At 68.6% G+C, this 21415-nt stretch carries 18 protein-coding genes; 9 read left to right on the top strand and 9 right to left on the bottom strand.

All coding sequences use genetic code 11. The annotated features are described in order from the left end of the window. Positions 1-3: 3 nt before the first annotated feature. A complete protein-coding gene (locus ABD481_RS31625) occupies positions 4-1068 on the bottom strand; it encodes a hypothetical protein (RefSeq protein ID WP_344669474.1) in 1065 nt (354 codons plus the stop codon). Between the two features lie 311 nt (positions 1069-1379). On the opposite strand from ABD481_RS31625, the gene ABD481_RS31620 reads away from it, so the two are divergent. Next, positions 1380-2873: a glycoside hydrolase gene (locus tag ABD481_RS31620; RefSeq protein WP_344669473.1), complete on the top strand. Its 1494-nt coding sequence runs from the start codon at positions 1380-1382 to the stop codon at positions 2871-2873. 9 nt (positions 2874-2882) lie between these two features. On the opposite strand, the gene recQ is transcribed toward ABD481_RS31620, so the two are convergent. The 4 genes from recQ to ABD481_RS31600 form a co-directional block, all read right to left on the bottom strand. Beyond that, positions 2883-5096, bottom strand: coding sequence for a DNA helicase RecQ (gene recQ, locus ABD481_RS31615; protein ID WP_425559337.1), 2214 nt, complete (start codon positions 5094-5096; stop codon positions 2883-2885). A gap of 139 nt (positions 5097-5235) precedes the next feature. Then, positions 5236-6534: an RNA polymerase sigma factor gene (locus tag ABD481_RS31610; RefSeq protein ID WP_344669472.1), complete on the bottom strand. Its 1299-nt coding sequence runs from the start codon at positions 6532-6534 to the stop codon at positions 5236-5238. Continuing rightward, positions 6531-6881, bottom strand: a complete 351-nt coding sequence (locus tag ABD481_RS31605) for a YciI family protein (RefSeq protein ID WP_344669471.1) — start codon at positions 6879-6881, stop codon at positions 6531-6533. The genes ABD481_RS31610 and ABD481_RS31605 overlap by 4 nt, the downstream gene beginning before the upstream one ends. A 114-nt stretch (positions 6882-6995) precedes the next feature. Continuing rightward, the gene (locus ABD481_RS31600; protein ID WP_344669470.1) at positions 6996-7592 is read right to left on the bottom strand and encodes a hypothetical protein; all 597 of its coding nucleotides are present in this window, start codon (positions 7590-7592) and stop codon (positions 6996-6998) included. A 177-nt stretch (positions 7593-7769) separates the two neighbouring features. On the opposite strand from ABD481_RS31600, the gene ABD481_RS31595 reads away from it, so the two are divergent. Then, positions 7770-8693 carry a LysR family transcriptional regulator gene (locus tag ABD481_RS31595; protein ID WP_344669469.1) on the top strand — a complete coding sequence of 308 codons (924 nt, stop codon included), beginning with the start codon at positions 7770-7772 and terminating at the stop codon, positions 8691-8693. A 48-nt stretch (positions 8694-8741) separates the two neighbouring features. On the opposite strand, the gene ABD481_RS31590 is transcribed toward ABD481_RS31595, so the two are convergent. Continuing rightward, a complete protein-coding gene (locus ABD481_RS31590; RefSeq protein ID WP_344669468.1) occupies positions 8742-9566 on the bottom strand; it encodes a YncE family protein in 825 nt (274 codons plus the stop codon). A gap of 516 nt (positions 9567-10082) precedes the next feature. Between ABD481_RS31590 and ABD481_RS31585 the strand changes: the two genes are divergently transcribed. From ABD481_RS31585 to ABD481_RS31560, 6 genes are all read left to right on the top strand, one after another. After that, a complete protein-coding gene (locus ABD481_RS31585) occupies positions 10083-10496 on the top strand; it encodes a hypothetical protein (protein ID WP_344669467.1) in 414 nt (137 codons plus the stop codon). A gap of 25 nt (positions 10497-10521) precedes the next feature. Continuing rightward, the gene (locus ABD481_RS31580; RefSeq protein ID WP_344669466.1) at positions 10522-12234 is read left to right on the top strand and encodes a hypothetical protein; all 1713 of its coding nucleotides are present in this window, start codon (positions 10522-10524) and stop codon (positions 12232-12234) included. A gap of 86 nt (positions 12235-12320) precedes the next feature. Continuing rightward, positions 12321-12782, top strand: coding sequence for a hypothetical protein (locus tag ABD481_RS31575; protein ID WP_344669465.1), 462 nt, complete (start codon positions 12321-12323; stop codon positions 12780-12782). 15 nt (positions 12783-12797) lie between these two features. Beyond that, on the top strand, positions 12798-13127 hold the full coding sequence (locus ABD481_RS31570; protein ID WP_344669464.1) for a hypothetical protein: 330 nt from the start codon (positions 12798-12800) through the stop codon (positions 13125-13127). Between the two features lie 37 nt (positions 13128-13164). Further along, the gene (locus ABD481_RS31565) at positions 13165-14208 is read left to right on the top strand and encodes a glycosyltransferase family 2 protein (RefSeq protein WP_344669463.1); all 1044 of its coding nucleotides are present in this window, start codon (positions 13165-13167) and stop codon (positions 14206-14208) included. A 28-nt stretch (positions 14209-14236) separates the two neighbouring features. Further along, positions 14237-15136: an FkbM family methyltransferase gene (locus ABD481_RS31560; protein ID WP_344669462.1), complete on the top strand. Its 900-nt coding sequence runs from the start codon at positions 14237-14239 to the stop codon at positions 15134-15136. Here the strand turns inward: ABD481_RS31560 and ABD481_RS31555 are convergent. Genes ABD481_RS31555 through ABD481_RS31545 form a run of 3 tightly spaced genes read right to left on the bottom strand, consistent with a single transcriptional unit; the run spans position 15063 to position 20508 of the window. After that, positions 15063-18779, bottom strand: coding sequence for a hypothetical protein (locus ABD481_RS31555; RefSeq protein ID WP_344669461.1), 3717 nt, complete (start codon positions 18777-18779; stop codon positions 15063-15065). The genes ABD481_RS31560 and ABD481_RS31555 overlap by 74 nt on opposite strands. Positions 18780-18812: 33 nt before the next feature. Next, positions 18813-19961: a glycosyltransferase family 4 protein gene (locus ABD481_RS31550; protein WP_344669460.1), complete on the bottom strand. Its 1149-nt coding sequence runs from the start codon at positions 19959-19961 to the stop codon at positions 18813-18815. A 52-nt stretch (positions 19962-20013) separates the two neighbouring features. Next, a complete protein-coding gene (locus ABD481_RS31545; protein ID WP_344669459.1) occupies positions 20014-20508 on the bottom strand; it encodes an LPXTG cell wall anchor domain-containing protein in 495 nt (164 codons plus the stop codon). A 324-nt stretch (positions 20509-20832) separates the two neighbouring features. Between ABD481_RS31545 and ABD481_RS31540 the strand changes: the two genes are divergently transcribed. After that, a complete protein-coding gene (locus tag ABD481_RS31540) occupies positions 20833-21321 on the top strand; it encodes a YfbM family protein (RefSeq protein WP_344669458.1) in 489 nt (162 codons plus the stop codon). Positions 21322-21415 lie beyond the last annotated feature (94 nt).

Genomic DNA, 21415 nt, shown 5'->3' with positions numbered 1-21415 from the left:
CCCCTACTTCTTCCGCTTTTTGACGCAGTCCTGCCGGGCCACCGCGAAGACCTTCTCCGGATCGCCCCGGTATTGCCACGGGGTCTGGGTCACGTGGTCCCCGATCCGCTCGAACAGCCGGGCCGCCGTCTCCTTGTCGCCGGACAGCCAGAACGCCATCGCGAAGGAGTTCAGCGCCGGATACGGCGAGGACGTCGGCGCGAACGCCGGGTGCAGGACCGTGGCCTGCGCGACCTCCCGCAGGTCCTGCCGGACCGCCGCGCCGGTGATGTAGGCCTCGTCCGCGCCCTGCTCCAGATCGAGCCAGTGCTCCAGATGCGCCAGCGCGGCGAGCTCGCCCAGGCCGCTGCCGGCCGGGGCCCCGGCCAGGGACTCCTTGACGAAGGCGTGCATCGCCTCGTGCGACCCGCCCCACTTCGCGCACAGCTGTTGCAGCATCTGCCGGTGCAGGCCGACGTGGTCCGGGGCGCGCCGGATCCCGGCCTCGAACCGGCGGCGGGTGACCTCGGCGCCGTGCTCTAGCCCCCGGCCGCTGATGCATAGCGTGTACCAGGGCGCGGCGTTCTCCGGATCGAGCTCGGCGGCCGTGTAGAGGTACTCCTCGGCGACCTTGAGCCGCTCGTGGAAGACGCGGAACTGCTCCTGGCTGACCTGGGTGGCGCGGTAGCCGGTGCGGGCCTCCCAGGCCCAGGCGGTGTGCCGGGCGCCGGCCACGGTCAGCGCCAGCGGGTCCTGCGGGAACTGCTCGGGCAGTTTGAGCAGGAAGTCCCCGCCGAGGTCGTCGACGCCGCCGACGAGGAACGTCAGCCGGGCGAAGTCGCCGCGTCCGCGCACCGGGCGCAGCACCGCCTCCATGCCCGGCCAGTCGGCGACCCGCGCCGCCTGCCGCAGCGCGGCCAGCTCCGGATCGCCGAAGGACCGGTCCACCGGCACCGGTTTCAAGACGTCGTTCTGCGGGACGCCCCCGGCTCGTCTACCGCGCCCGGTCCCGTAGTTCTTCGAGAACGCGCGGGTCGCGGACGCTACGGCGATGACGGCTATCGCCACCGTCGGGAAACTCGACGACAAAGTGTGATCCCCTCCGTTGGACCGGTCCGGCGCGATTCACGGCCCGGCACGGGCTACGGTAGCCCAAGGGGGTGGCACCACGGTAACCGGTTCGAGGCTGCGCCGCAGGTCAGCAATCCGGTTGGCGGACTTGGCCGGTTCCGCCCGCGGACCGGCCCGGATGCCCTGTTCCGCGCGGCGCGCGTCCGGTGCGCGTCCTGCGCGTCCTGCGCGTGTCCGGCGGCCCGGGGCCGGGCCGTTCACCCGGCGGTGGCCGGATCGCCTCGCGAGCGGCTCTTTCGATCGCCCTGTGAATTCGTAGACTGACATTCGTGGCCGAATACTCTTTGCGCCGTCGCACCCTGCTCGCCACCTCCGCCGCTGCCGCCGGCGCCGTCTCGTTCTCCGGACCGGGGACCGGGACCGCGCGGGCCGACTCGACAACCACGATCGACCCCGGCACCTCCTGGGGCACCTGGGAAGGCTGGGGCACGTCCCTGGCCTGGTGGGCCAAGGCCTTCGGGAACCGGGACGACCTCGCCGACATCTTCTTCACCCTGAACCAGGCCCCTTACAACGGGGGCACGCTGCCGGGCCTCGGGCTGAACATCGTCCGCTACAACGCCGGGGCCTCCACCTGGAACTCGATCGGCGGCGCCACGATGGTGCCGGGGAAGGCCGTGCAGGCCACGCGCCAGGTCGAGGGCTACTGGCTGGACTGGTACTCGGCCGATCCCTCCTCGGCGAGCTGGAACTGGTACGCCGACGCGCCGCAGCGCAACATGCTCTGGAAGGCCCGGGACCGCGGCGCGAACCTGTTCGAGCTGTTCTCGAACTCGCCGATCTGGTGGATGTGCTACAACCACAACCCCTCGGGCTCGGCCGACGGGACCTCCGACAACCTCCAGTCCTGGAACTACCAGCAGCACGCCGTGTACCTCGCGACGATCGCGAAGTACGCGCACGACCGCTGGGGTTTCCAGTTCCACTCCGTGGAGGCCTTCAACGAGCCGTCGTCCGGGTGGTGGGTGGCCGACACCAGCTCGCAGGAGGGCTGCCACTTCGACGTCTCGACCCAGCAGACGGTCATCAACTACCTGCGGGCCGAGCTGAACTCGCGCGGTCTGGGCGCCATCGTGACGGCCTCCGACGAGACCTCCTACGATCTGGCCCGCTCGACCTGGAACGCCCTGAGCGCCACGGCCAAGGGCAACGTCGGCAAGATCAACACCCACGGCTACCAGTACGGCGGCGGCCGCCGCGACCTGCTCTACACGGCGGCGAAAGCCTCCGGCAAGACGTTGTGGAACTCCGAATACGGCGAGGGCGACGCCTCCGGGATGTCCTTGGCCAGCAACCTGAATCTGGACTTCACCTGGCTGCATCCGACCGCCTGGGTCTACTGGCAGGTGGTGGACGGCGGCGGCTGGGGCACGATCCAGTGCGACGAGGCCGCCGGCACCACCGGCGCGGTGAACCCGAAGTACTACGTGCTGGCGCAGTACACCCGCCACATCCGGCCCGGGATGCGGATCATCTCCGGCGGCGACGGAAACACGGTCGCCGCCTACGACGCCGCCAACCACAAGCTGGTCGTCGTCTGCACCAACTACGGCACCGGCCAGTGGATCAACTTCGATCTGTCGAAGTTCGGCACCGTCACCGGCTCCGGCGGCAACGGCCTGGTCGGCCGGTGGGCGACGCAGACCGGAGGCGGGGACGCGTACACGTACCACGCGGACACGTTCCTGCACGGGAAGGTGTTCTGGTCGTGGTTCTCGCCGAACACGGTGCAGACGTTCGAGGTGAACGGGGTCTATCTGTAGCGGCGGTTCTCAGTAGTCCTCCGGCAGGTCTCCGTACGGGTACTCGTCGGGGAACGGGATGTCGTCGTCGGGAGGGACCGGGAGGTAGTCCGATTCCACGGTGTCCTCCGGGAACTCGATGAACTCCTTCCGGGCCTTCATCCGGGGCGTTCGCGGAGCCGGGCTCTCCTTCTCGATGGGGAGCTCGTCCGCGATCGTCGTCTGTACCGGGGTCTGCGCGGGGATCTGTGTCGAGGACTGCGCCGAGGACTGCGCCGAGGACTGCGCCGAGGACTGCCCCGACGACTGCGCCGGGCGCGGCGCGTCCGCCAGCGTGTCGAGGATTCCTTGCCCGTACTTGGCCAATTTGTTCTCGCCGACGCCGCTGATCGTCCCGAGCTGCGCGAGCGTGGACGGGACGTGGGTGGCGATGGCGCGCAGCGTCGCGTCGTGGAACACCACGTAGGCCGGGACGCCCTGCTCCTTGGCGGTCGCGCCGCGCCAGGCCCGGAGCTTCTCGAACAGCGGCTTGGCCTCGTCCGCCAGATCGTCGACCGCGGCCGCCTGCTGCCGGGCGGCCTTCGCGGCCTTGGCCGGCCGCTCCGGCTCGCGCCGCAGCGGGACCTTGCGCTCGCCGCGCAGGACGGCGCCGCTGTCGGCGGTCAGGGCCAGCGTGCTGTAGTCGCCCTCGACCATCAGCAGCCCCTGGGCCAGCAGCTGGCGGACCACGCCGCGCCACTCGCCGTCGCTCAGCTCCTTGCCGACCCCGAAGACACTGAGTTGGTTGTGCCGGAACTGGGTGACCTTCGGGGTCTCCTTGCCCAGCAGGATGTCGATGCACTGGCCGGCGCCGAAGCGCTGGTTGCGCTCGGACTTCAGGCGGAAGATCGTGGACAGCAGCTTCTGCGCGGGGACCGTGCCGTCCCAGGTGTGCGGCGGGTTGAGGCAGGTGTCGCAGTTGCCGCAGGGCTCGCCCTTCTGGCCGAAGTACGCCAGCAGCTGCACCCGGCGGCACTCCACGGTCTCGCACAGCGCCAGCATCGCGTCCAGGTGCGCGGTGAGCTGGCGGCGGTAGGCGTCGTCGCCGTCGGAGGAGCTGATCATCTTGCGCTGCTGGACCACGTCCTGGAGGCCGTAGGCGAGCCAGGCGGTCGACGGCAGCCCGTCCCGGCCGGCGCGGCCGGTCTCCTGGTAGTAGCCCTCGACCGACTTGGGCAGGTCCAGGTGTGCGACGAAGCGCACGTCCGGCTTGTCGATGCCCATGCCGAAGGCGATGGTGGCGACCATCACCAGGCCGTCCTCGCGCAGGAACCGGGCCTGCGCCTGGGCCCGGGTCCGAGCGTCCAGGCCAGCGTGGTACGGCAGGGCACTGACACCGTTGTCGACCAGGAACTTCGCGGTCTTCTCGGTGGAGGCCCGGGACAGGCAGTAGACGATGCCCGCCTCGCCCGGGTGCTCGGTCCGCAGCAGCTCCAGCAGCTGCCGGTTCGGCTCGGCCTTCGCCGCGATCCGGTACTGGATGTTCGGCCGGTCGAAGCTGGCCACGAAGTGCTTGGCCGCGCCGAGGTTCAGCCGCTCGGCGATCTCCTTGTGGGTGGCCTCGGTGGCGGTCGCGGTGAGCGCGATGCGCGGGACGTCGGGCCAGCGCTCGTGCAGCATCGACAGCGCGAGGTAGTCGGGCCGGAAGTCGTGGCCCCACTGCGCCACGCAGTGTGCCTCGTCGATGGCGAACAGCGAGATCTTGCCCCGGTCCAGCAGTTGCAGCGCCGACTCCGAGCGCAGCCGCTCCGGCGCCATATACAGCAGGTCCAGCTGGCCGGAGACGAACATGGACTCGACGAACCGGCGCTCGTCAGGGTCCTGCGTCGAGTTGAGGAACCCGGCCCGCACGCCCACCGCGTTGAGCGCGTCCACCTGGTCCTGCATCAGCGCGATCAGCGGCGAGATCACCACGCCGACGCCCGGCCGCACCAGCGCCGGGATCTGGTAGCAGAGCGACTTGCCGCCGCCGGTGGCCATCAGCACCAGCGCGTCGCCGCCGCCGATGACGGTGTCGACGATCTCCCGTTGCGCGCCGCGGAAGGAGGAGTAGCCGAAGACGCGGCGCAGGATCTCGCCGGCCTCGCCGGGTTCCTGGCCGGGTTCCTGATCAGGCTCCGGGCCGGGTTCCTGGCCCAGCGCTTCGGCGGCGTCGGCAGCTTCGTCGGCTTCGAGGGCGTAATGGGCCGGTTCGGGAGATGCCATGCGACGAGTCTACGGAGGTGGACGGGCGGCGCGGGCCAGGACCGCGAATCGGCGGCGTCGCGGATCGCCGGCCCCGCTCAGACCAGCCGCTCCGCCGCTCCGCCGCTCTGCCCGCCGCCCGCCGACCGCAGACCGCCGCTCAAGCTTGCTCGCTCCGCCGCACCGCCGCCGCCCGCCGCTCAAGCTCGCTCCGCTCCACAGCATTGGCGCTGAGCCCGATGGCCAGTGCGTAGGCCTCCGCCGCTCCGGACAGGTCCCCGGCCCGGACCAGGAACTCGGCGCGCGCAGCATGCAGCGGTTGGTATCCGGCGAGGGCGGAGTCGTCGCGAAGCGCGTTGAGGAGCGCCAGTCCGGCCCGGGGGCCGTCAGCGAAACCGATGGCGGTCGCGTGGTTCACCTTGACCACCGGCGACGGATCGAACTGCGCGAGAGCGCTGTAGAGCTCCGCGATACGCGTCCAGTCGGTGTCGTCGGGATCCCGCGCCTGCATGTGCAACGCCGCGATCACCGCCTGGATCTGATACGTCCCGGGCCGATCCGTGCGTTCCAGGGCGCGCAACCCCTCGCTGACGCGGCCGCGGTCCCACAACGATCGGTCCTGGTCCTGGAGCGCGACATACCTGCCGTCGGCGTCGCTACGGGCGCCGCGTCGCGCGTCGTGCAGCAGCGTCAGGCTGAGCAGCCCCCATACTTCCGACTCCTGCGGCATCAGCTCGCTCAGCAGCCGCGCCAGCCGGATCGCCGAATCGCAGAGGTCGGTGCGGACCAGGTCCGGGCCGTGCGCCGCCGAGTAGCCCTCGTTGAAGATCAGGTGGACGACGCGCAGGACCCCGTTCAGCCGCTCCGGCAGCTCCTCGTCGGGCGGCACGCGGTACCGGATGTGGGCGTCGGCGATCTTCCGCTTGGCGCGGACGATCCGCTTGCCCATCGTGGGCTCCGCGACCAGGAAGGCGCGCGCGATCTCCCCGGTGGTCATCCCGCCGAGCGTGCGCAGCGTCAGCGCCACCCGCGCGGACAGATCGAGGGCCGGGTGGCAGCAGGTGAAGATCAGCCGCAGCAGGTCGTCGTCGATCCGGCTGGCCGTGTCGTTGTCGGCGTCGCCGAGGCTGCCGACGCCTCCGGCCTCGTTCGGATCGTGGAGCCGCATCTCCGCGGCCAGCCGCTCCGCGCGCTCCGCCATCGACTTGTCCCGCCGCAGCCGATCGACGGCCTTCCGCCGCGCCGCGACCAGCAGCCACGCCCCGGGACGCCTGGGGACGCCTTCGCGGCGCCACGTGGCGACGGCGGCGGCGAAGGCGTCCTGGAGCGCGTCCTCGGCGAGTTGGAAGTCCCCGACCAGGCGGATGAGGGTGGCCAGCACGGCGGTGCGCTCGGTGTGGAACGCCTCCACCACGGCCGCCTCGACGGCCGCGTCGACCACGGCCGCCTCGAAGCTCACGGCGCGCTCCGCCTCAGCGGCCGCACCTCGACCGACCCGTACCGCGCCGTGGGCAGCCGCGCGGCGTGCCGCAGTGCCTCGTCGAGATCGGCGCAGTCGAGCAGGTAGAAGCCCGCCAGCATCTCCTTCGTCGTCGCGAAGGGACCGTCGGTCAGCACCGTCTCGTCGCCGCGCACGCGGACCGTCGTCGCGCTCGACGACGGATGCAGTGGGCCGTTGGCGACGAGCGTTCCCGACTTCCGGAGGGATTCGGTGATCTCCTCCCAGACGGGCAGCGCCGCCCACCGCTCCCGCTCCTGCGCACCCTCAACCTCGGGTGCGTAGAGCAACAACATGAACTCCGGCATCGCGCCTCCTGGCCTTCCGACTCGTCGGGGAGTGCCCCGCAACGGTTCGACGAACCAGGGTCCCCGTTTTGGACAGCCGGGGCCAGGCGGACTACCGCGGTGATGATCCGGTGATCAGGCGCGGTGCAGCGAGCCGGTCAGGATCTCCGGACCGGAGCCGCCGTTGTCGGTGTAGACCGCGTTCGCGGGGACGTGCCAGCAGCCGTGGCCGTGCGCGTGCTTGAACTTGCCGGTGCCGCCGGTCACGGTGAAGGCGTAGTCCGCGACGCCGGGGTTGCTGCAGTAGGTGCCGACGGCGTCGATATTGATGGACGAGCCGTCCGCGGCGGTGAACGAGCCGTGCTTCTCGATCGGCCCGCAGTTGGCCCCGCCGAACGCGCCGAAGTGGATGGCCACCTCGAAGTGGCCGGTCACGGCGCCCACGCCGGGGAGGGTGCCGGTGAGGACGTCGGACAGGCAGAAGTCGCCGGCCGCGGAGCCGGTCGGGCAGGCGTGGTAGGTGAAGACGCCGTCGAACGTGGTGTTCAGGTGGCCGCTGGTGGAGTGGCTCGCGGCGGGGGCGGGCGACTTGGCCGATGCCGACGCCGACGCCGACGCCGACGCCGATGTCGACGCCGCTGACGCGGTCGGCGCGGCGATCAATGCGCCGGCCACCGTGACGGCCGCGACGGCCGCGGTTCTGGCGGTGCGGCTCCAGGACTGGTGACTCATATCAGTATTGCTCCTCGCTTGACGGACGGATGCGCGGATGCGCAGCTCAAAAGCCCTGTTCGGGCCCGCTGCTCACGCTCCGGTCCAGACTTGCGCAGAGCGGGGAGGGGGGTCCAATACTGAATCTGGACTAGACCATTCACTGTGCTTATCGAGCCAGGTGCGAGGGGACGATTGATGTTCGAGGTCCGTTTGCTCCGCTCGTTCGCGACGATCGCCGACCACGGTTCGTTCACCGCGGCCGCTCGCGCACTGCACCTGTCCCAGCCCGCGCTGAGCCAGCAGATCAAAGCCCTGGAACACTCGGTGCGCACGCCGTTGTTCGTCCGCTCCACCACCCCGGTGCGGCTCACCCCGGCCGGCGAGGCGCTGCTCCGCCAGGCGTACCGGGTGCTGCGGGCGGTCGACGACGCCGAGGACGCGATGCTCGGCTTCGCCGCTGCCCGAACCGGACGGCTGCGCGTCGGCGTGGTCGCCGGCGGTCTCTACGACATCCTGCATCCGGTGCTGCGCGACCTGCTCTCCGCCCTGCCCGACGCTCGGTTCGACGTGCGCCGCTTCTGGCCGCAGGACCAACTCGCGGCGGTGCGGCGCGACGACGTCGACGTCTGCGTGTACCTGCGCACGACGGAGGATTCCGAGGACGACCTGCGCGTGCTGCCGCTGCGCGACGACCACCTGATCGCCATCCTCCCCGAGGGCCACCCCGCGATCCGGCCGGACGGCACAGTCCGCCTCGCGGACCTGGCCGGCGAGCGCTTCGCCTCGTTCCGCCGCCGATGGATGCCGGTGTTCTACGACCGCTGCCTGGCCGCCTGCCACGCCGCGGGCTTCATGCCGAACATCCTCGAACACTGCGAAGACCCGATGACGATGGCGCTCGCGGTGTGCGGCGGTGCCGCGGCGCTGAGCGGCGCGGGCATGGCGAGCCGCTACCCGGGACTGGTCTACGCCCCGGTCGAGCCGCGCATCGCGATCACGGAGATCGCCGCGGTGTGGCAGCCGGACAACGAGAACCCGCTGCTGCCGGTGTTCACCGACCGCGTGGTGGCGCACTGCGGGGACCCGGTGGACTACTGGCGGGACGCGCTGCATGCGTGACGGCCGCGACCGTCCATGACCGCCACGCATGCAGCGCGCCATTCACTCTCAGCGGATGTCGATCACGTTCAGGGTCGGGGCCGAGGACGACGGGGTCGACGGGGTGGTGACGGCGAACAACTCCGATCCGGACTGGTTCCACGCCAGGCCGTAGGCGCCGAAGCCGCCGAACGAATAGGTCCCGACGGGCGTCGGGTTGCCGGGGCTGAACACGTCGACCGCGGCGGGCGAACCGTAGACGCCGAGCGCGATGGCGCCGCTGCCGGGCGCGACAGCGACGGAGCCCGGGTAGGGGCCGGTCGGGTAGGTGGCGTTCTCGGTCATGGTGCTCAGCGCGAGCTGGCTGCCGTGGTAGGGCGCGCCGCAGGCCGCGACGACGTTGGCACCGTCGGCGGTGATGGCGAGCTGGTTGAGGTTCGAGCAGGGGCTCGGCTGCCCCCACGGGTTGCTCTTGGCGATGGGGACGGGTGACCCGGTCGACACATCAAAGGACTCGATGACGGACGGACTGATGGCGCCGTTGCCGGCCACCAACGTGTTCGGCGCGCTATGCGCCGAGGCGAGCAGCGGAGCGTAGTAGAACGTGGGCTCGGGAGTGGTGTTGACAGTCAGCGCAGCCGGGTCGAGAACCCCGATCCCAGCCCCGCCGGCCTGCCCGGACCCGCCGTAGCTGAACCAGACGTCGTTGCCGACGACGGCCAGATGCAGCGGATTGTGGCCGCTCCCCGTGAAGTAGATGGCGACTTCCTGCAACGTGGCCGTGTTGACGGCCGCGATCTCGTCCGTGCCCCGAATCGCCGCGTAGAGGATGCCCTCCCCGTCCGAGACAGCCAGCGCACCCGCACCGGCAAGCGCCGGAAGCGTACCGATCACCCTGCCACCGAAATCGGTCACCGCGACCGGGTCACCACCCACCCCCGAGACAAACACCTCCTGATGCGCGGAGTCGGCGACGACGGACGAGAACCCGCTCAACGCCAACGCGGTGGAACTCGCCGCACCACCGATAGCACCTCTTGCTGCACCGTTCCCCGTGTTCCCCACCGCAGCGGCTGGACCAGCCACAACGAATAGGACGGCCGCGACCGCGGCACTCAGGATTCCTGCGGACTGGAGTCGGCTACCCACGACAGCCTCGATTCCTTCCGTACGAATGAACGCGCCCACCCGGCCCCCGTGCGGTCGGCTCGGCCCCGCTGACGCCAAGGCGGCGCTGCAACCTGTCCTAGCGGGGGCCAGACTAATCGCAGAGCTCTGATATAGCTATGGGTGTGGCGGGTGTTTGTCGAGTGGTGGGTGGGGTGGTGGAGGTGACCCTTCACTCAGGGTTCTGATACCTGCTAGGTTGCGGTCCGGTGCCGATGGGCGGCCTGAGTTGCGGGGGGTGTCATGGGGAAATACACGGGCGACGCGGGCAGCGGACGCCCGGTCGACTGGAGTCCGCTCGACGACTCCGATCCGGTCCCCGGCGATCCGGACGGCGTCGCGGACCTGGGGACGTGGTGCGGCAACCTCTCTGAGCTCTTGGCCACGGCGTCCAACCAGCTGGGCGGCGTCTGCGTCGACCAGTTCTGGAAATCCGGTGCGGGCGAGAACTTCGCCGACCTGCTCGCCTCGGTGGCGGCGCGATGCAAGCAAGCGGCTTTCCGCTTCGGAGAGGCGCGCACCGTCTACGGAACTTCCACAACAGACCGGTACGCAGGGTTGCTGTCCAGCCAGCAAGCAGAAGCGAGCAAGGCTCTCGACAAGGCGCAGTCCGCGCGATCCGAGATCCAGACCTTGCTGTCCCAGCGCGCCGGGTGATGAGCTGCGTTCAGCCAAAATCACCGTGGACCGCATTGCCGCGGAGCATGCCGCGGCAGCGAAAGCCGCAGCACGGCAGTTGACGCTGGCCACGCAGGCCGACGGTATGTCCGACGGGAGCCCGTTGTTGGAACGGGGCGAGACTCCGGAGATCCGGTTCGCGGCTCTCAGCGACGCGGCCGCGCTTCATGACGCGCTGCAAGGCAAGCCGCCGCTGACAGACGTGCAGCGCACTGCTCTGGCGCAAGTCCTGGCCGACGCTGCCGCACACCAGAACGATCCGGGCTTCCTTCACGACTTCTTCGACGCTGCCGGCGTCGATGTGAGCACGTTGCCAACTGCCCTCACAGGGGATGCGAAGGGCCCCGACGATTACACCAAGCAAATCGCGGGAAAAGTGGGTGGCTTGATCGCTGCGGCCGCAGCGGCCGGCCAGCTTTCGTCGGGAGCCTTCGCGCAGCTGAGTTCGGCGAAAGACCCATTCAGTGCGGCGATGTTCATGAAGTACGGGCCAGCAGGCAAGAGCTACGGGCAAGGTCAAGGCGCCGCGTTCCTAGCGGCGCTGACCCAGAACATCGAGCACTTGGTGCAGGGCGACGGCTATCACGGGCTCACCTACGCGGACTTTGATGAAGTCACCCCTATCCTGCAGCGTTGTGCCGAGAACGGGCTGGCGGCGCGGATGGCATTGGGTGACGGATCGCCTGCTGCGGCAGAGCTGGCGCGCGACTTGCTGGTTTCAGAGAGCGCCGGGGGCGGGGTCGACGAGTTCGGCCCGTTCGATGCCGGAGCATCCCAGAACCAGTACAGCCCCACGGAGGGTGTCGCGGAGGCGAATCTGCTCCTCGCAGCGGGCATTCCGAACCCGGCGGACGGAATGAGCGACTTCCACGGCAATGATCCTTACGGCATGGCGGCCGCCCTGAATGTCTTGTCGGCTGCCGCGGACATGCACACCTATGCCCCTGGGGCCGTCCTGGTGAGCCCGGTGCAGAACGCGATGTCGCAGTACATGAATACCTACATCGACGACATCGCGAAGTCGTCGCAGAGCGTGGGCCGTGGTCTCACCGGCTACCCGCCCGGGAGCCTCAGCGTCGCAGCGGGTGACGTGCCGGCCCTCCTTGACACCGTATATTCGGATACTGACCAACTACGGGTCTACAAGACGGGTGTGGGCAAGGAGATGATGGCCGCCTTGGCCGCGACTGGAGGCCACACCACGGCACCCTTGGCTCACATCGACAGCCTGACCAGCTTGTACGGGATCGTCAACAAGGCGGAGACCGGCCGGATCACCGACGCGGCGGCGTTGCAGGACGCGAATGCCGCTGATCGCCTGATGCTGGTGAACCTGGCTACCGGGGTCTATGGCAACGCGAGCTTCACCTCGGTGTGGCACAACGGCTTTCAGCCCATCGCCGGCGGACTGGGGGCGGTCGCGCCCCAGTGGTTCGACACCGGTCATCTCCAGGCCGCCCAGGCCCAGGTCCATGCCTCGAACATCGGTGAGCAGAGATCCGTTCAGCTGATGACCGTCCAAGCGCTCTACAACTCGGGGACGCTGACCGACGATCAGAAGGAGTCGATGTCGTCGATCGTCATCGATGGCAAGGTCACGAACAATGTGGCTTTCAACGACTGGTACGACGCGAATGAAGGAACTATGACACTGGGTGGCGAGACGCTCCAGAAGTTGGAGACGGATATGCTCGTCAGATTCGGCTGGCAGCAATGACCGCCGCCGGTTTGGGTGGCGGGGGTCGTGCGGCTCGTGTCGGCCGTGCGGCTCGTGCCAGTCGTGCGGCTCGTGCCGGGAGAGCGATGGCCCTGGCGGCAGGCATCGCCGCGGCCGCGATGGCGTGTTCGAGCACGGGCTCCGCAAATGACGCGCATCCGCCATCGCAGACGTCTGTGGCTGGCTGCGATGTGGCGCCCGACACGCCACCGACCCGAATCCTCGACTTGTCGATCGCCCAGGAGTTCTACAACGAGCATCTCTTCGCCGACCCGGCGCCTGCCTTCACGGTTATTCGCGACGGCAAGATCATCAATACGGTCGATTTCAATGAGTGGTGGGACAAATACGAGGGCGACCGCAGGCTCGTTCTCGGTGGCGAGACCATGGCCGACTGGGAACGTGAGCTGATGCAAAACGCCTTTCCCGACAGTAGGAAAGTCTACGCGAGCTACTGCGCCGGCTGGCGATTCTCGACGTACCTGAGCCAACACACACCCAGTCCGTCAACGACTGGCTCTGCCGCCGCATCGTCGTCCCCCACCTGATCGGGAACCTTCGTCATGAGTGATCAGCTGAAGGCCGACCTCGGCCACATTTCCGACCTGAGCAGCATGCTGAGCCGCCTGAGCGGCGAACTCTCCGAGACTCCGCATCAGCTCGACGAGTACTCGTCGGCGATGGGCGATGCCGCGTTGGCACAGGTGACTCAGGCACTGGGTGAAGACTGGACCACCTTCCGCCAACGCCTCATTGAGGACATCGGCACACTGGGCACGTTCGCAGAGACCGCGGCGAGGCAGTACGCGGGCGTCGATTCGGACCTCGCGAGCAGCATTGCGAAGTTGATGCCACCTCAGCCTAGTTCTCATATGCGTGCTTACGCGGACTAACGGAGGAGCCCACCTCGCTGCTATCGGTGGCTGACTGATGGACGTCGCTGTGATCGACGAGCCGCAGAGAGCATCTCGACGCGAGTTTCGTAGATACCGGCATACAGTGTTAAACGGGGTAAATAAGGTTAGGATCTCGCTCATGCGCGACTCTGACGGATCGACGATGACGCCGACCGGTCGCCCCGCCCCGGCCGGTGTCGAGGAGCTCGTTCTCGGATATCGCACGGCCGAGGTAGGCCTTGTCTCGATCATCGTCCCCGTCCTGAACAGTGCGGCGCGTTTGGAGCGTCTGCTTGCCTCGATCGAGGCGCAGGATTACCGCGCCGTCGAGGTCATCGTCAACGACGACGCGCGGAGCGCTGACGGCGCCGATGCTGTTGTTGCCTCCTACGCGGAGTCGATCGCTGTGGTCTACCTTCGGCAGAACGACTGCCTGGGAGGCGGACGGCTGGTCGGGGCACAGCATGCCCGAGGGGAGTTCTTGTACTTCGTCGACGCCGACATGGTGCTGGGCCCCGGTGTGCTGGCCGAGTGTGTTCGGGCATGCCGTGACGGAGCGATCGCGGTCTGTGTCGCCGAGGAACAGGTCGTCCACGAGTTCTGGTCCCGGTGCAAGTGGCTCGACAAGCGCGTGATGCGAGATTCGGACGACGCGGAGAGTGTGCGATTCGTTCCGGCGCAGCGGTATTGGCAGGTCGGGGGCCATCATCCCGATCTCATGTTCGCCGAGGACAAGGACCTCGACCTTCGGATCCGGTCACTCGGTGCAGCCATTGTGCGGACCCGGCACGTCGTCCGGCACGACGAGGGGCGGCTTTCGCCGGCGCGCCAGTTCCGGCGTGCCTACTACTGGACTCAGTTCCGGTCGGTGACCCGTTCGGTTTCGCCGGCCGCGGCCGCGGTCCCCACCCGGATCGGCTGGCGGGTCGCCCTCTATCTGCGGAGATGGCCGATGCTCGCACGACATCCGCTCCTGACCCTCGGGCTCGGCGTGCTGAGGTCCGCCGATGTCCTGGGCCTGCTCGCCGCGAGCCTGCCTGGCTGGACGCGGTCGAGGCGTATGGACTATCGCAAGTGAACGGCTTCCGAGCGGATATGGCGACCCGATGACGAACCTCGCATGGTACGCGCGCAACCTCTTCCTGGTGGACAGGAACCGCAAATGGTGGCAGTCGGGGCTCTCCGTCGGGATCAAGGCCGGGTACTATCAGCGCATTGCCGCCTCGTACCTGCGGATGGGGGTGACGGGCCGCAAGCGGATCCAGTACCTCGGGCGTCGCTTCGAGTTCGACAATCCGGCGACTCCGCTGAACCTGCAGGTCTATCCCTACGAGGTCAGCTGTCAGATCCTTCAGCACGTCGCGAGTCCCCGATCGGTCGCCACGGTGTTGGACCTCGGCGGCAACCTCGGGCAGTTCTCCGCGACGCTGAAGCATCTCCTGCCGCAGGCCGAGGTCGACGTCTTCGAGCCCAACCCGCACGTCTTGCCGTTCCTGCAGCGCAACACCGCGGACTTCGAGGGCGTGCGGATCTTTCCGTACGCCCTCGCGCCGCGAACGGACAGCGGCGAGGACAACGGGGCGTCGCTGTTCTTCGAGCCCAACAGGTCCTGCACCGGGTCATTGATCGCCGAGAATGTCGGTCACCTGGTCGAGCTCGTCGAAGTCCCCATCGCCACCGTGCCGGATCCGGTCGCGCTCACCGGCAGATCTGCCTACGACCTGGTGAAGATCGATGTCGAGGGCTTCGAGCTGGATGTCGTGAGCTGTCTGCGCGGGATCTCGATGCGCTATCTCTTCTTGGAGTTCTCGACGCGAGCACGGAGCAAGTCCTACCTGCACTCGGAGATGTTCGCGGTTCTGCGGGAGCAGTTCGGAGAGTTCGACATCCTGGCCCAGGACGCATGCGGCTCCGGCGTCAACAACTTCGATGTCATGATCGAGTTCGCTCCAGCCGCCGCCGAAGTGAGCGTGCCGCGCGGAAGGCAGGCCGCCGAAACCCCGTGACGACGAGCACGGCCAGCAGAAGCAGGCTCGACCGCCTGACTTCGTCGAGCCATCGCTGGGGTGCGTACTCCAGGACGAGGTTCATCCGGACAGCGCCGTGACCATGAAGAGTCCATGCGTTGGCGTAGCCGTCGGCGCGGAAGTGACTCGCTGACCAGCCTGCCGCCAGGCCGGTGATCCGCCAGTCCGGCGAGTAGCCCTCCGCCAGTTCGACGACGGTTCCGTCGCCGGGGTTCTGGATCGTCGCCGAGTAGCGGCCGACGCCGATCTGGCTCCAGGCGGGGACAGAGTCGTGGGCTGCGGGGACGGAGGCCGGCTGGACGTCGAGGGCCACCGGAACCACCGGACGGAAAGTCGGGGCCCGGTAGGCCACTTCGGTGCGCGGCGAGACTTGTGGGTCCGCGTAGAGAAAGAGTTGGAGCGATTGCGTGCCTGGGGCAGGGTGAACGGTCGTTTCCAGATGCTGCCAGGAGGACGTGGCGGGCAGCGGGTCCGAGGCCACGCACGTGCCCGTGCCTGCCTGCCACACACAAAACCGTGGAGCGGCGCCCGACAACGATCGGTAATCAAAACCGACGACATAATCACCTGAGCCGGGGCCGACACTGACGGTTCCGTACAGGCAGGACATGCGCGTCGTCGCGTGAAGGACCCATTGCGGCACGGTGGCGGCCGATGGGTCCGCGCTTGGCGGTCCCGCTGCGCCGCCGTCGCAGTCGCGCATGTCGACAGCCCGTGCGCCGTCTCCAGCAGTCGTCACGATCGCGGCGTTCGGCCCTGCGTTCAGCCGCACCGTGCCGGGCCGCCAGCCGGGTGCGGGTGCGACGGCCGTTCCGTTTGGCGCGAGCTGTGATACGGCGGTGATCTCGTACTCCTCGTCGGCGAGGTGACCGGAGACGCCGTCCGCGTAGAGGTACACCGACAAGGGCTTGCCCGGATGAACTGCCGTGCTGCCCGACCAGTCCGTCCAGCCGGCGGTTGGCGAGAGGGTCTTCTCCAGGACGCAGGCAGCGGCTGCGTCCTGCCACAAGCAGATCCGCGGCGGCGTGCCCGTCGCCGTGCGAGTTCTGATGCGAAGTCGCACCGTGTCGGTCTTCGGCGGGAGGACGGGGACGCTGACGCAGGCCACACCGGAGTTGCTGGTGACACGCCAGGCATCGGGACCGATACCCGCCGCCCTTGTCACCCTCGTCACCCTCGCCATCGGATGGGGAGTGGGATCTGGTGGACCGCACCGCGGGCCGGGATATGCCCGGTCGCCACGGGCAAGATCGACGCCATCGCTGCTTAGTACGGTGACGACCCGATGGGGGTCGACGCGGATGGGCTGACGGATCGGCCAGTCGTAGACCGTGGTCCCCACCCGCAGGGCCGCGGGCGGGCGCCTGTCCCCCGACACGGAGATCGACGGTGCTCCGGGAACCGTGTGGTCGGCGACGCGTGCGGTGACGGCATCGTCCAGGCGGACACCACCGGGTACTTCGGCGGCGGTGTACCAGCCGGCGGCGGCGCTTCGTGTCACGCGGTAGTCGCCGGCGGTGTCGAGCGAGAACAATGCCGGTCGGCGTGCTGTCACCGTGACGTGCGCGGCCGTCGCAGCCGCCTGCGGATCGTCGGTGAGAAGTCCGGGTACCGGTACGCCCGCCAGTTCCCGGCCGGTGTCGCGCGGGTCGGAAGCGGCGATCGCGGTGGCTCGGCCGTGCACGGTGACAGCGTTCGCGTGCAGCTCGAAGAGGTCTCCGACGGGAGTGCCGAGTGCCAGTCGCACGCCAGGGATGGCACGCAGTCCGGCGCTCAGCGCGTCGGCCGCCGGCCTCGGTGTCGAACCCGGTACGTCGGCCAGGTCACGGCGCACGACCACGTGCGACACGTCCAGGGTCGCCAACAGGTGCTGTGCGGCCGCGGTCGCGTGACCGACCAGATCGTCCTGCAATGCGTCGAGCATCGCGTGGGTGTCCGCGGAAAGATCGAAGTAGCCGCCGGGAATGGACTGGAGAACCGGACGGTCGACGAGTTGCTGAGGAACGTTGTCGATGCCGTGGTAACCCCAGGTGGTGGTGACTTGGTAGTAGTCCTGGATCGGAAGTTCGAGCAGCCGCCCGGGCGACGGCGATCGGTTGACGGCGTCAGCCGTCCGGTACCAGGCTTCTGGGATCGTGACTTGGGCGGCCGGCAGTTCGCTGCGCTGTTCGGAGACGACCGCGCCGGTCCACAGCGGCCACGGATAGGCGAGCGCGCCGATCACCAGCGCGGGTACCGCAGCGATCCAGGCCGTGCGGTATCGCGACCGCGACGGTCGGACGGACGGTCGGACGCGCGGTCGGACGATCGGTCGGCCGGTCGGTCGGTCGGCCGGTGTGATCCAACGCTCGACGACGGCCCCCGCCAGGATCGCGTAGCACAACACCACCATGACCCCGAACTTGCTCATCGGCTCGCGAAAGAGCCACATTCCGGGGACGACGCGGAACAGCCACAGGTTCACCGATGCCAGCGGCGGGTGGAGTCCCTTGCACAGGAACAGGAGGACTACGACGACGAGCCCGAGGTATCCCAGGGCTTTCGGATGTCTGATTGTCGACGACCGTCTGGCGGTCGCTGTGCCCATTGCGGCCAGTGCCGGGAATGCCCAGCGCAGCAAGGCCCATGGGGAGGAGTTCATCGCCGCGGAGTAGGGGTAGTACTCGGCATGGTTCCACCCCCAATGTCCGTTGAGAGCGACCAGGTTCCCGACCGAGTTGCGTACCTGCGTCCACGTCCATTGCGCCGGGTCGGTCTGCGCGCTCAGATCGCTTGTCGCGCTTCCGAAGAGGACGAACACGACAGGGGCGATCCACCACATGTTCACGAGAAGGGCGCAGGGCAGGGCCCGGGCCAGGAAGGACCAGGCCCGCCGGGGGGCTCCGTCGGCGAGCGGGCCGCAGGCGAACGCCATGCCCGCGACGCCGATCGCCACGATGGCGATCAACGGGGGATTCACGCCGAGGTAGGAGATGGGCAGCGTTGCCAGGCACCAGGCCCGAACCGACACCCGTGAGCCCTGCGAACGGCGCAGCAGTTGTCCGCCCAGGAGGGCGACCTCGGCCAATGCCAGAAGCGGCAAGGGGTTGAGCAGCGTGACGAGTGTGTAGACGTTGCATACCGCGAGGCAGCCCGCGACACCCCGGGCGAGTCCGTGTTGCAGCCAGACGGCTGACAGATAGGAGACCGCCGACCCGCAGAACGCGAGGATCAGGACATAAAGGATCCACTGCGCGGTCCAGCCCGGAAGCCCGAGCCCATCGGTCGTCCGGAGCAGCAGGACGTCCGCGAGGCGGCAGACGTCGTATCCGGCCCCCCCGGTGGAGACGTTCTGGTGGTTCCAGACCGACCAGATCTCGCGGTCGAGATTCCTCCTGGTGAACGGGCCGACGTCGCCGGCGGCGAGGTAGGAACCCGGCTTGAACCAGACGGACACCAGGGCGGCCGCGAGTGCGATCGGTGCTCCGTACGCCAGGAGCGTGCCACGGTCGGGCCATCGGATCGAGAGCCCGCCCCGTGGCCGACGACCGTGCGGCGAGCGCGCCCGTTGTTCCGGGATGGCCGGATCGAGAACCGCTCCGCGAGATGGTGCCGCGGCCTCGGCACGATCAGCGGTCGGCACGCGAGTCCCGCCACCTGCACAGCGCAGCCTGCGTCATACCACCTCAAGGTTCTCCGACGGCGTGCGGAACTGTTCCGGCAGTGCGGCCGACGACACGGGAACCAGGTCCCGTACGGTCTGCGTACACGCGTCCATCACGGCGCCGGCGACCTCGCCCCAGTCGCGGGCGCCGCCCGCCCAGCCCTGGACCGCGGGCTCCGCGTGCCACAGCGGGAGATGGCGCTTCAGGCCTTGGGCGAGCGCCTGCGGCGTCGGATCGACCAGGACCCCGCGGGCGGCTGGAACCGAATCGCACAGCCCCGGCCGCCGGTAGGCGATCGTCGGTGTGCCTATGGCCGCCGCCTCGTCGACGACCAGGCCCCAGCCTTCCCGGACGGAGGTCATGACCAGCGCATGCGATCGCGCGAGCAACTCGTTCCTCGTCGCGTCGCCGACCCTGCCGAAGAACGTGACCTCCGGTGGAGCCAGGCGCTTGAGACGGGTGGACTCCGGCCCGTCGCCGACGATCCACATGCGCGCGGAGGGCATGGCCGACTGCATGCGGCGGAACGCCTCGATGGCGTCCTCTACACGCTTGCTGCGGGAGAGACGACCCAAAACGATGATCGTGGGCGCCGTTTCCCGGTCGCACTCGACGCGCGGTCGGCGCTCGATCCCCTCGGGGACGACTGTCACCTTGCGCAGCCCGTACTCGCCGAGCGACGCCCTGCTGGACTCGGAGACGGTCAGCGTCGGCGTGTCGCGGTAGCGGCGCAGCCACCAGGGCTCCAGGACCCACCGCCCGAGGGCGGCGACCGGCGCCGGGAACTCCGCGGACCAGACATCCTTCGCGACCTGGTGCGCCAACGCGACGACCGGCGCGTCCCGAACCCAGGCCGGCGTCCCGAAGGGACGGGTGTTCACTTCGTCGACGACCAGGTCGAAGCTGCCGTGCACGGCGCGGGCCTCGTGTTCGTACCAGCGCCGTGCCTCGGCGAAGACCGTCCAGCGGCTACCCCGCCGCACGATCCGGACACCGTCCGGGGTTTCCTCCGACTCGGCGCCTCCTGGGAACGAAGACGTGAACCACGTGACATCATGCCCGGCTCGCGCCCACCGTGCGAGAACCTCCCAGGTGAAGACCTCGGCGCCGCCGGCAGCAGGATGCCGGGTGTCCTTCCAGTTAAACAGGCAGATACGCATCAGCGACTGGCCCCGCCTCGAATGGCTATGGGTGGCTGGCAGTGGAGAGGGCTCACGCCGCAGTGCGTCGCCGGGCCACCGCCAGGGCGAGACCACCGGCGGCGACAGCTCCGATCCCGATCCCGAGCGGAGTCTCGATGTCCGTACCGGTCCGGGGGAGAGCATTGCCGATGGTGATCGTCAACGAGAGGTCGAGAGTGCCGCCGGCCGCGGCCGGACCAACAGCCTGGATGGTGTGCGTACCAGGCGCCGCCGCGACCGGAATCTTGACGGTGAGCTTGAACTCGCCGGTCGCGTCGGCCGTGACGCTTCCGAGTGACTGGGGGGTGCTGAAGAAGGTCAGCGCCACGGAAGCCCCGGGGGCGAAACCCAGACCTTCGATGGGCAGACCGCCACCAGGCGTGAGGCCAGTCGTGGCGGAGAGAGGAATCAGCGACCCGGAGGTCAGCGGATAGTCCCCGACCGCGGCGACGGCGACACCCGCAATGGAGCAGACGGCGGCGGTAGCGGCGGCCGAGGCCAGGCAACGGTGCAGAACAGTGCGCATGGGAAGTCCCTCGATCTCGAATCAAAGCACCCATATCGGCACTTTTAGCTCAGAACCAGCATATCCGCTCATTCATGAACTTAACGATGCATGCCCGAGTTGGGCGAAAACTTCACCCGACCGCCGCAACACCGGAGGCGCCCGACCGGGGTGCCGATCGGATGGTCGGCTGAGCTGATTTGCTGTCGTTGCGCGCCGCGGATGGATTCTCTGCGCGGTCGGGGTGTTTGCGAGTCGGTGTGAGCAGGCGCTGTAAGGCGTTCCCGAAGATCGCCCCCGTTCTGAGTTAGATCCCTCATGATCGTGTGATGTACAGTGCGCCGCATGAGCCTCGGGGTCCATTTCGCGATCGATGAGCAGACGGCCGGACGCCTGCTCGCAGCCGCCGATGACGACGAAGTCGCAGCGCTCGTTGACGAGATCGAGGGAGAGATGGTCGGTGTGGATTATTGCGACTCCGACAAGGCATGGGACGCGATTCACCGCTGCCTGACCGACGGTCTGCTCGGGTACGGCAATGGCGACTATCCGCTCAACACGGTGATCTTCGGCGGGAGGCAGTTGTACGAGGGCGACGACTACATCGTCAGTCTCCTCAGCCCGAAGCAGGTCCGCGACGTCGCCGACGCCACGGCGACAGTCGATCGCGACAAGCTTGCCGCCGGCTACGGCCGTATCGACGTCGAGGATTACGGGCCGCAGTACGGCGATGAGGACTTCGCCTATACCTGGTCCAATTTCGTCGAACTCGTGGCGTTCTTCAAGCGGTCCGCAGCGTCCGGGCTGCACGTCATCTTCACGGTCGGCCAGTAGCCTCGCCGACCTGCGACTCGCTGGTCTGAGTGTGCCGTTGCAGCGGGAGAAAGGCAGAGGGAAGGCCGCGGCTCTTGGCAGCAAGGGCCTGCCC

Origin of the sequence: Catenulispora yoronensis (assembly GCF_039531695.1) — a bacterium.
Taxonomy (GTDB): Bacteria; Actinomycetota; Actinomycetes; order Streptomycetales; family Catenulisporaceae; genus Catenulispora; species Catenulispora yoronensis.
The sequence above is the reverse complement of the archived record's forward strand: the minus strand, read 5'-3'. Positions and strand labels throughout refer to the sequence as shown.

Excerpts from the sequence above, each read along its gene's own strand:
- ABD481_RS31570 (WP_344669464.1), top strand. The coding sequence starts at position 12,798 with ATGAGTGATCAGCTGAAGGCCGACCTCGGCCACATTTCCGACCTGAGC.
- ABD481_RS31545 (WP_344669459.1), bottom strand. The coding sequence starts at position 20,508 with ATGCGCACTGTTCTGCACCGTTGCCTGGCCTCGGCCGCCGCTACCGCC.
- ABD481_RS31565 (WP_344669463.1), top strand. The coding sequence starts at position 13,165 with ATGGACGTCGCTGTGATCGACGAGCCGCAGAGAGCATCTCGACGCGAG.
- ABD481_RS31600 (WP_344669470.1), bottom strand. The coding sequence starts at position 7,592 with ATGAGTCACCAGTCCTGGAGCCGCACCGCCAGAACCGCGGCCGTCGCG.
- ABD481_RS31605 (WP_344669471.1), bottom strand. The coding sequence starts at position 6,881 with ATGCCGGAGTTCATGTTGTTGCTCTACGCACCCGAGGTTGAGGGTGCG.
- ABD481_RS31585 (WP_344669467.1), top strand. The coding sequence starts at position 10,083 with ATGGGGAAATACACGGGCGACGCGGGCAGCGGACGCCCGGTCGACTGG.
- ABD481_RS31550 (WP_344669460.1), bottom strand. The coding sequence starts at position 19,961 with ATGCGTATCTGCCTGTTTAACTGGAAGGACACCCGGCATCCTGCTGCC.
- ABD481_RS31595 (WP_344669469.1), top strand. The coding sequence starts at position 7,770 with ATGTTCGAGGTCCGTTTGCTCCGCTCGTTCGCGACGATCGCCGACCAC.
- ABD481_RS31575 (WP_344669465.1), top strand. The coding sequence starts at position 12,321 with ATGGCCCTGGCGGCAGGCATCGCCGCGGCCGCGATGGCGTGTTCGAGC.
- ABD481_RS31560 (WP_344669462.1), top strand. The coding sequence starts at position 14,237 with ATGACGAACCTCGCATGGTACGCGCGCAACCTCTTCCTGGTGGACAGG.
- ABD481_RS31540 (WP_344669458.1), top strand. The coding sequence starts at position 20,833 with ATGAGCCTCGGGGTCCATTTCGCGATCGATGAGCAGACGGCCGGACGC.
- recQ (WP_425559337.1), bottom strand. The coding sequence starts at position 5,096 with ATGGCATCTCCCGAACCGGCCCATTACGCCCTCGAAGCCGACGAAGCT.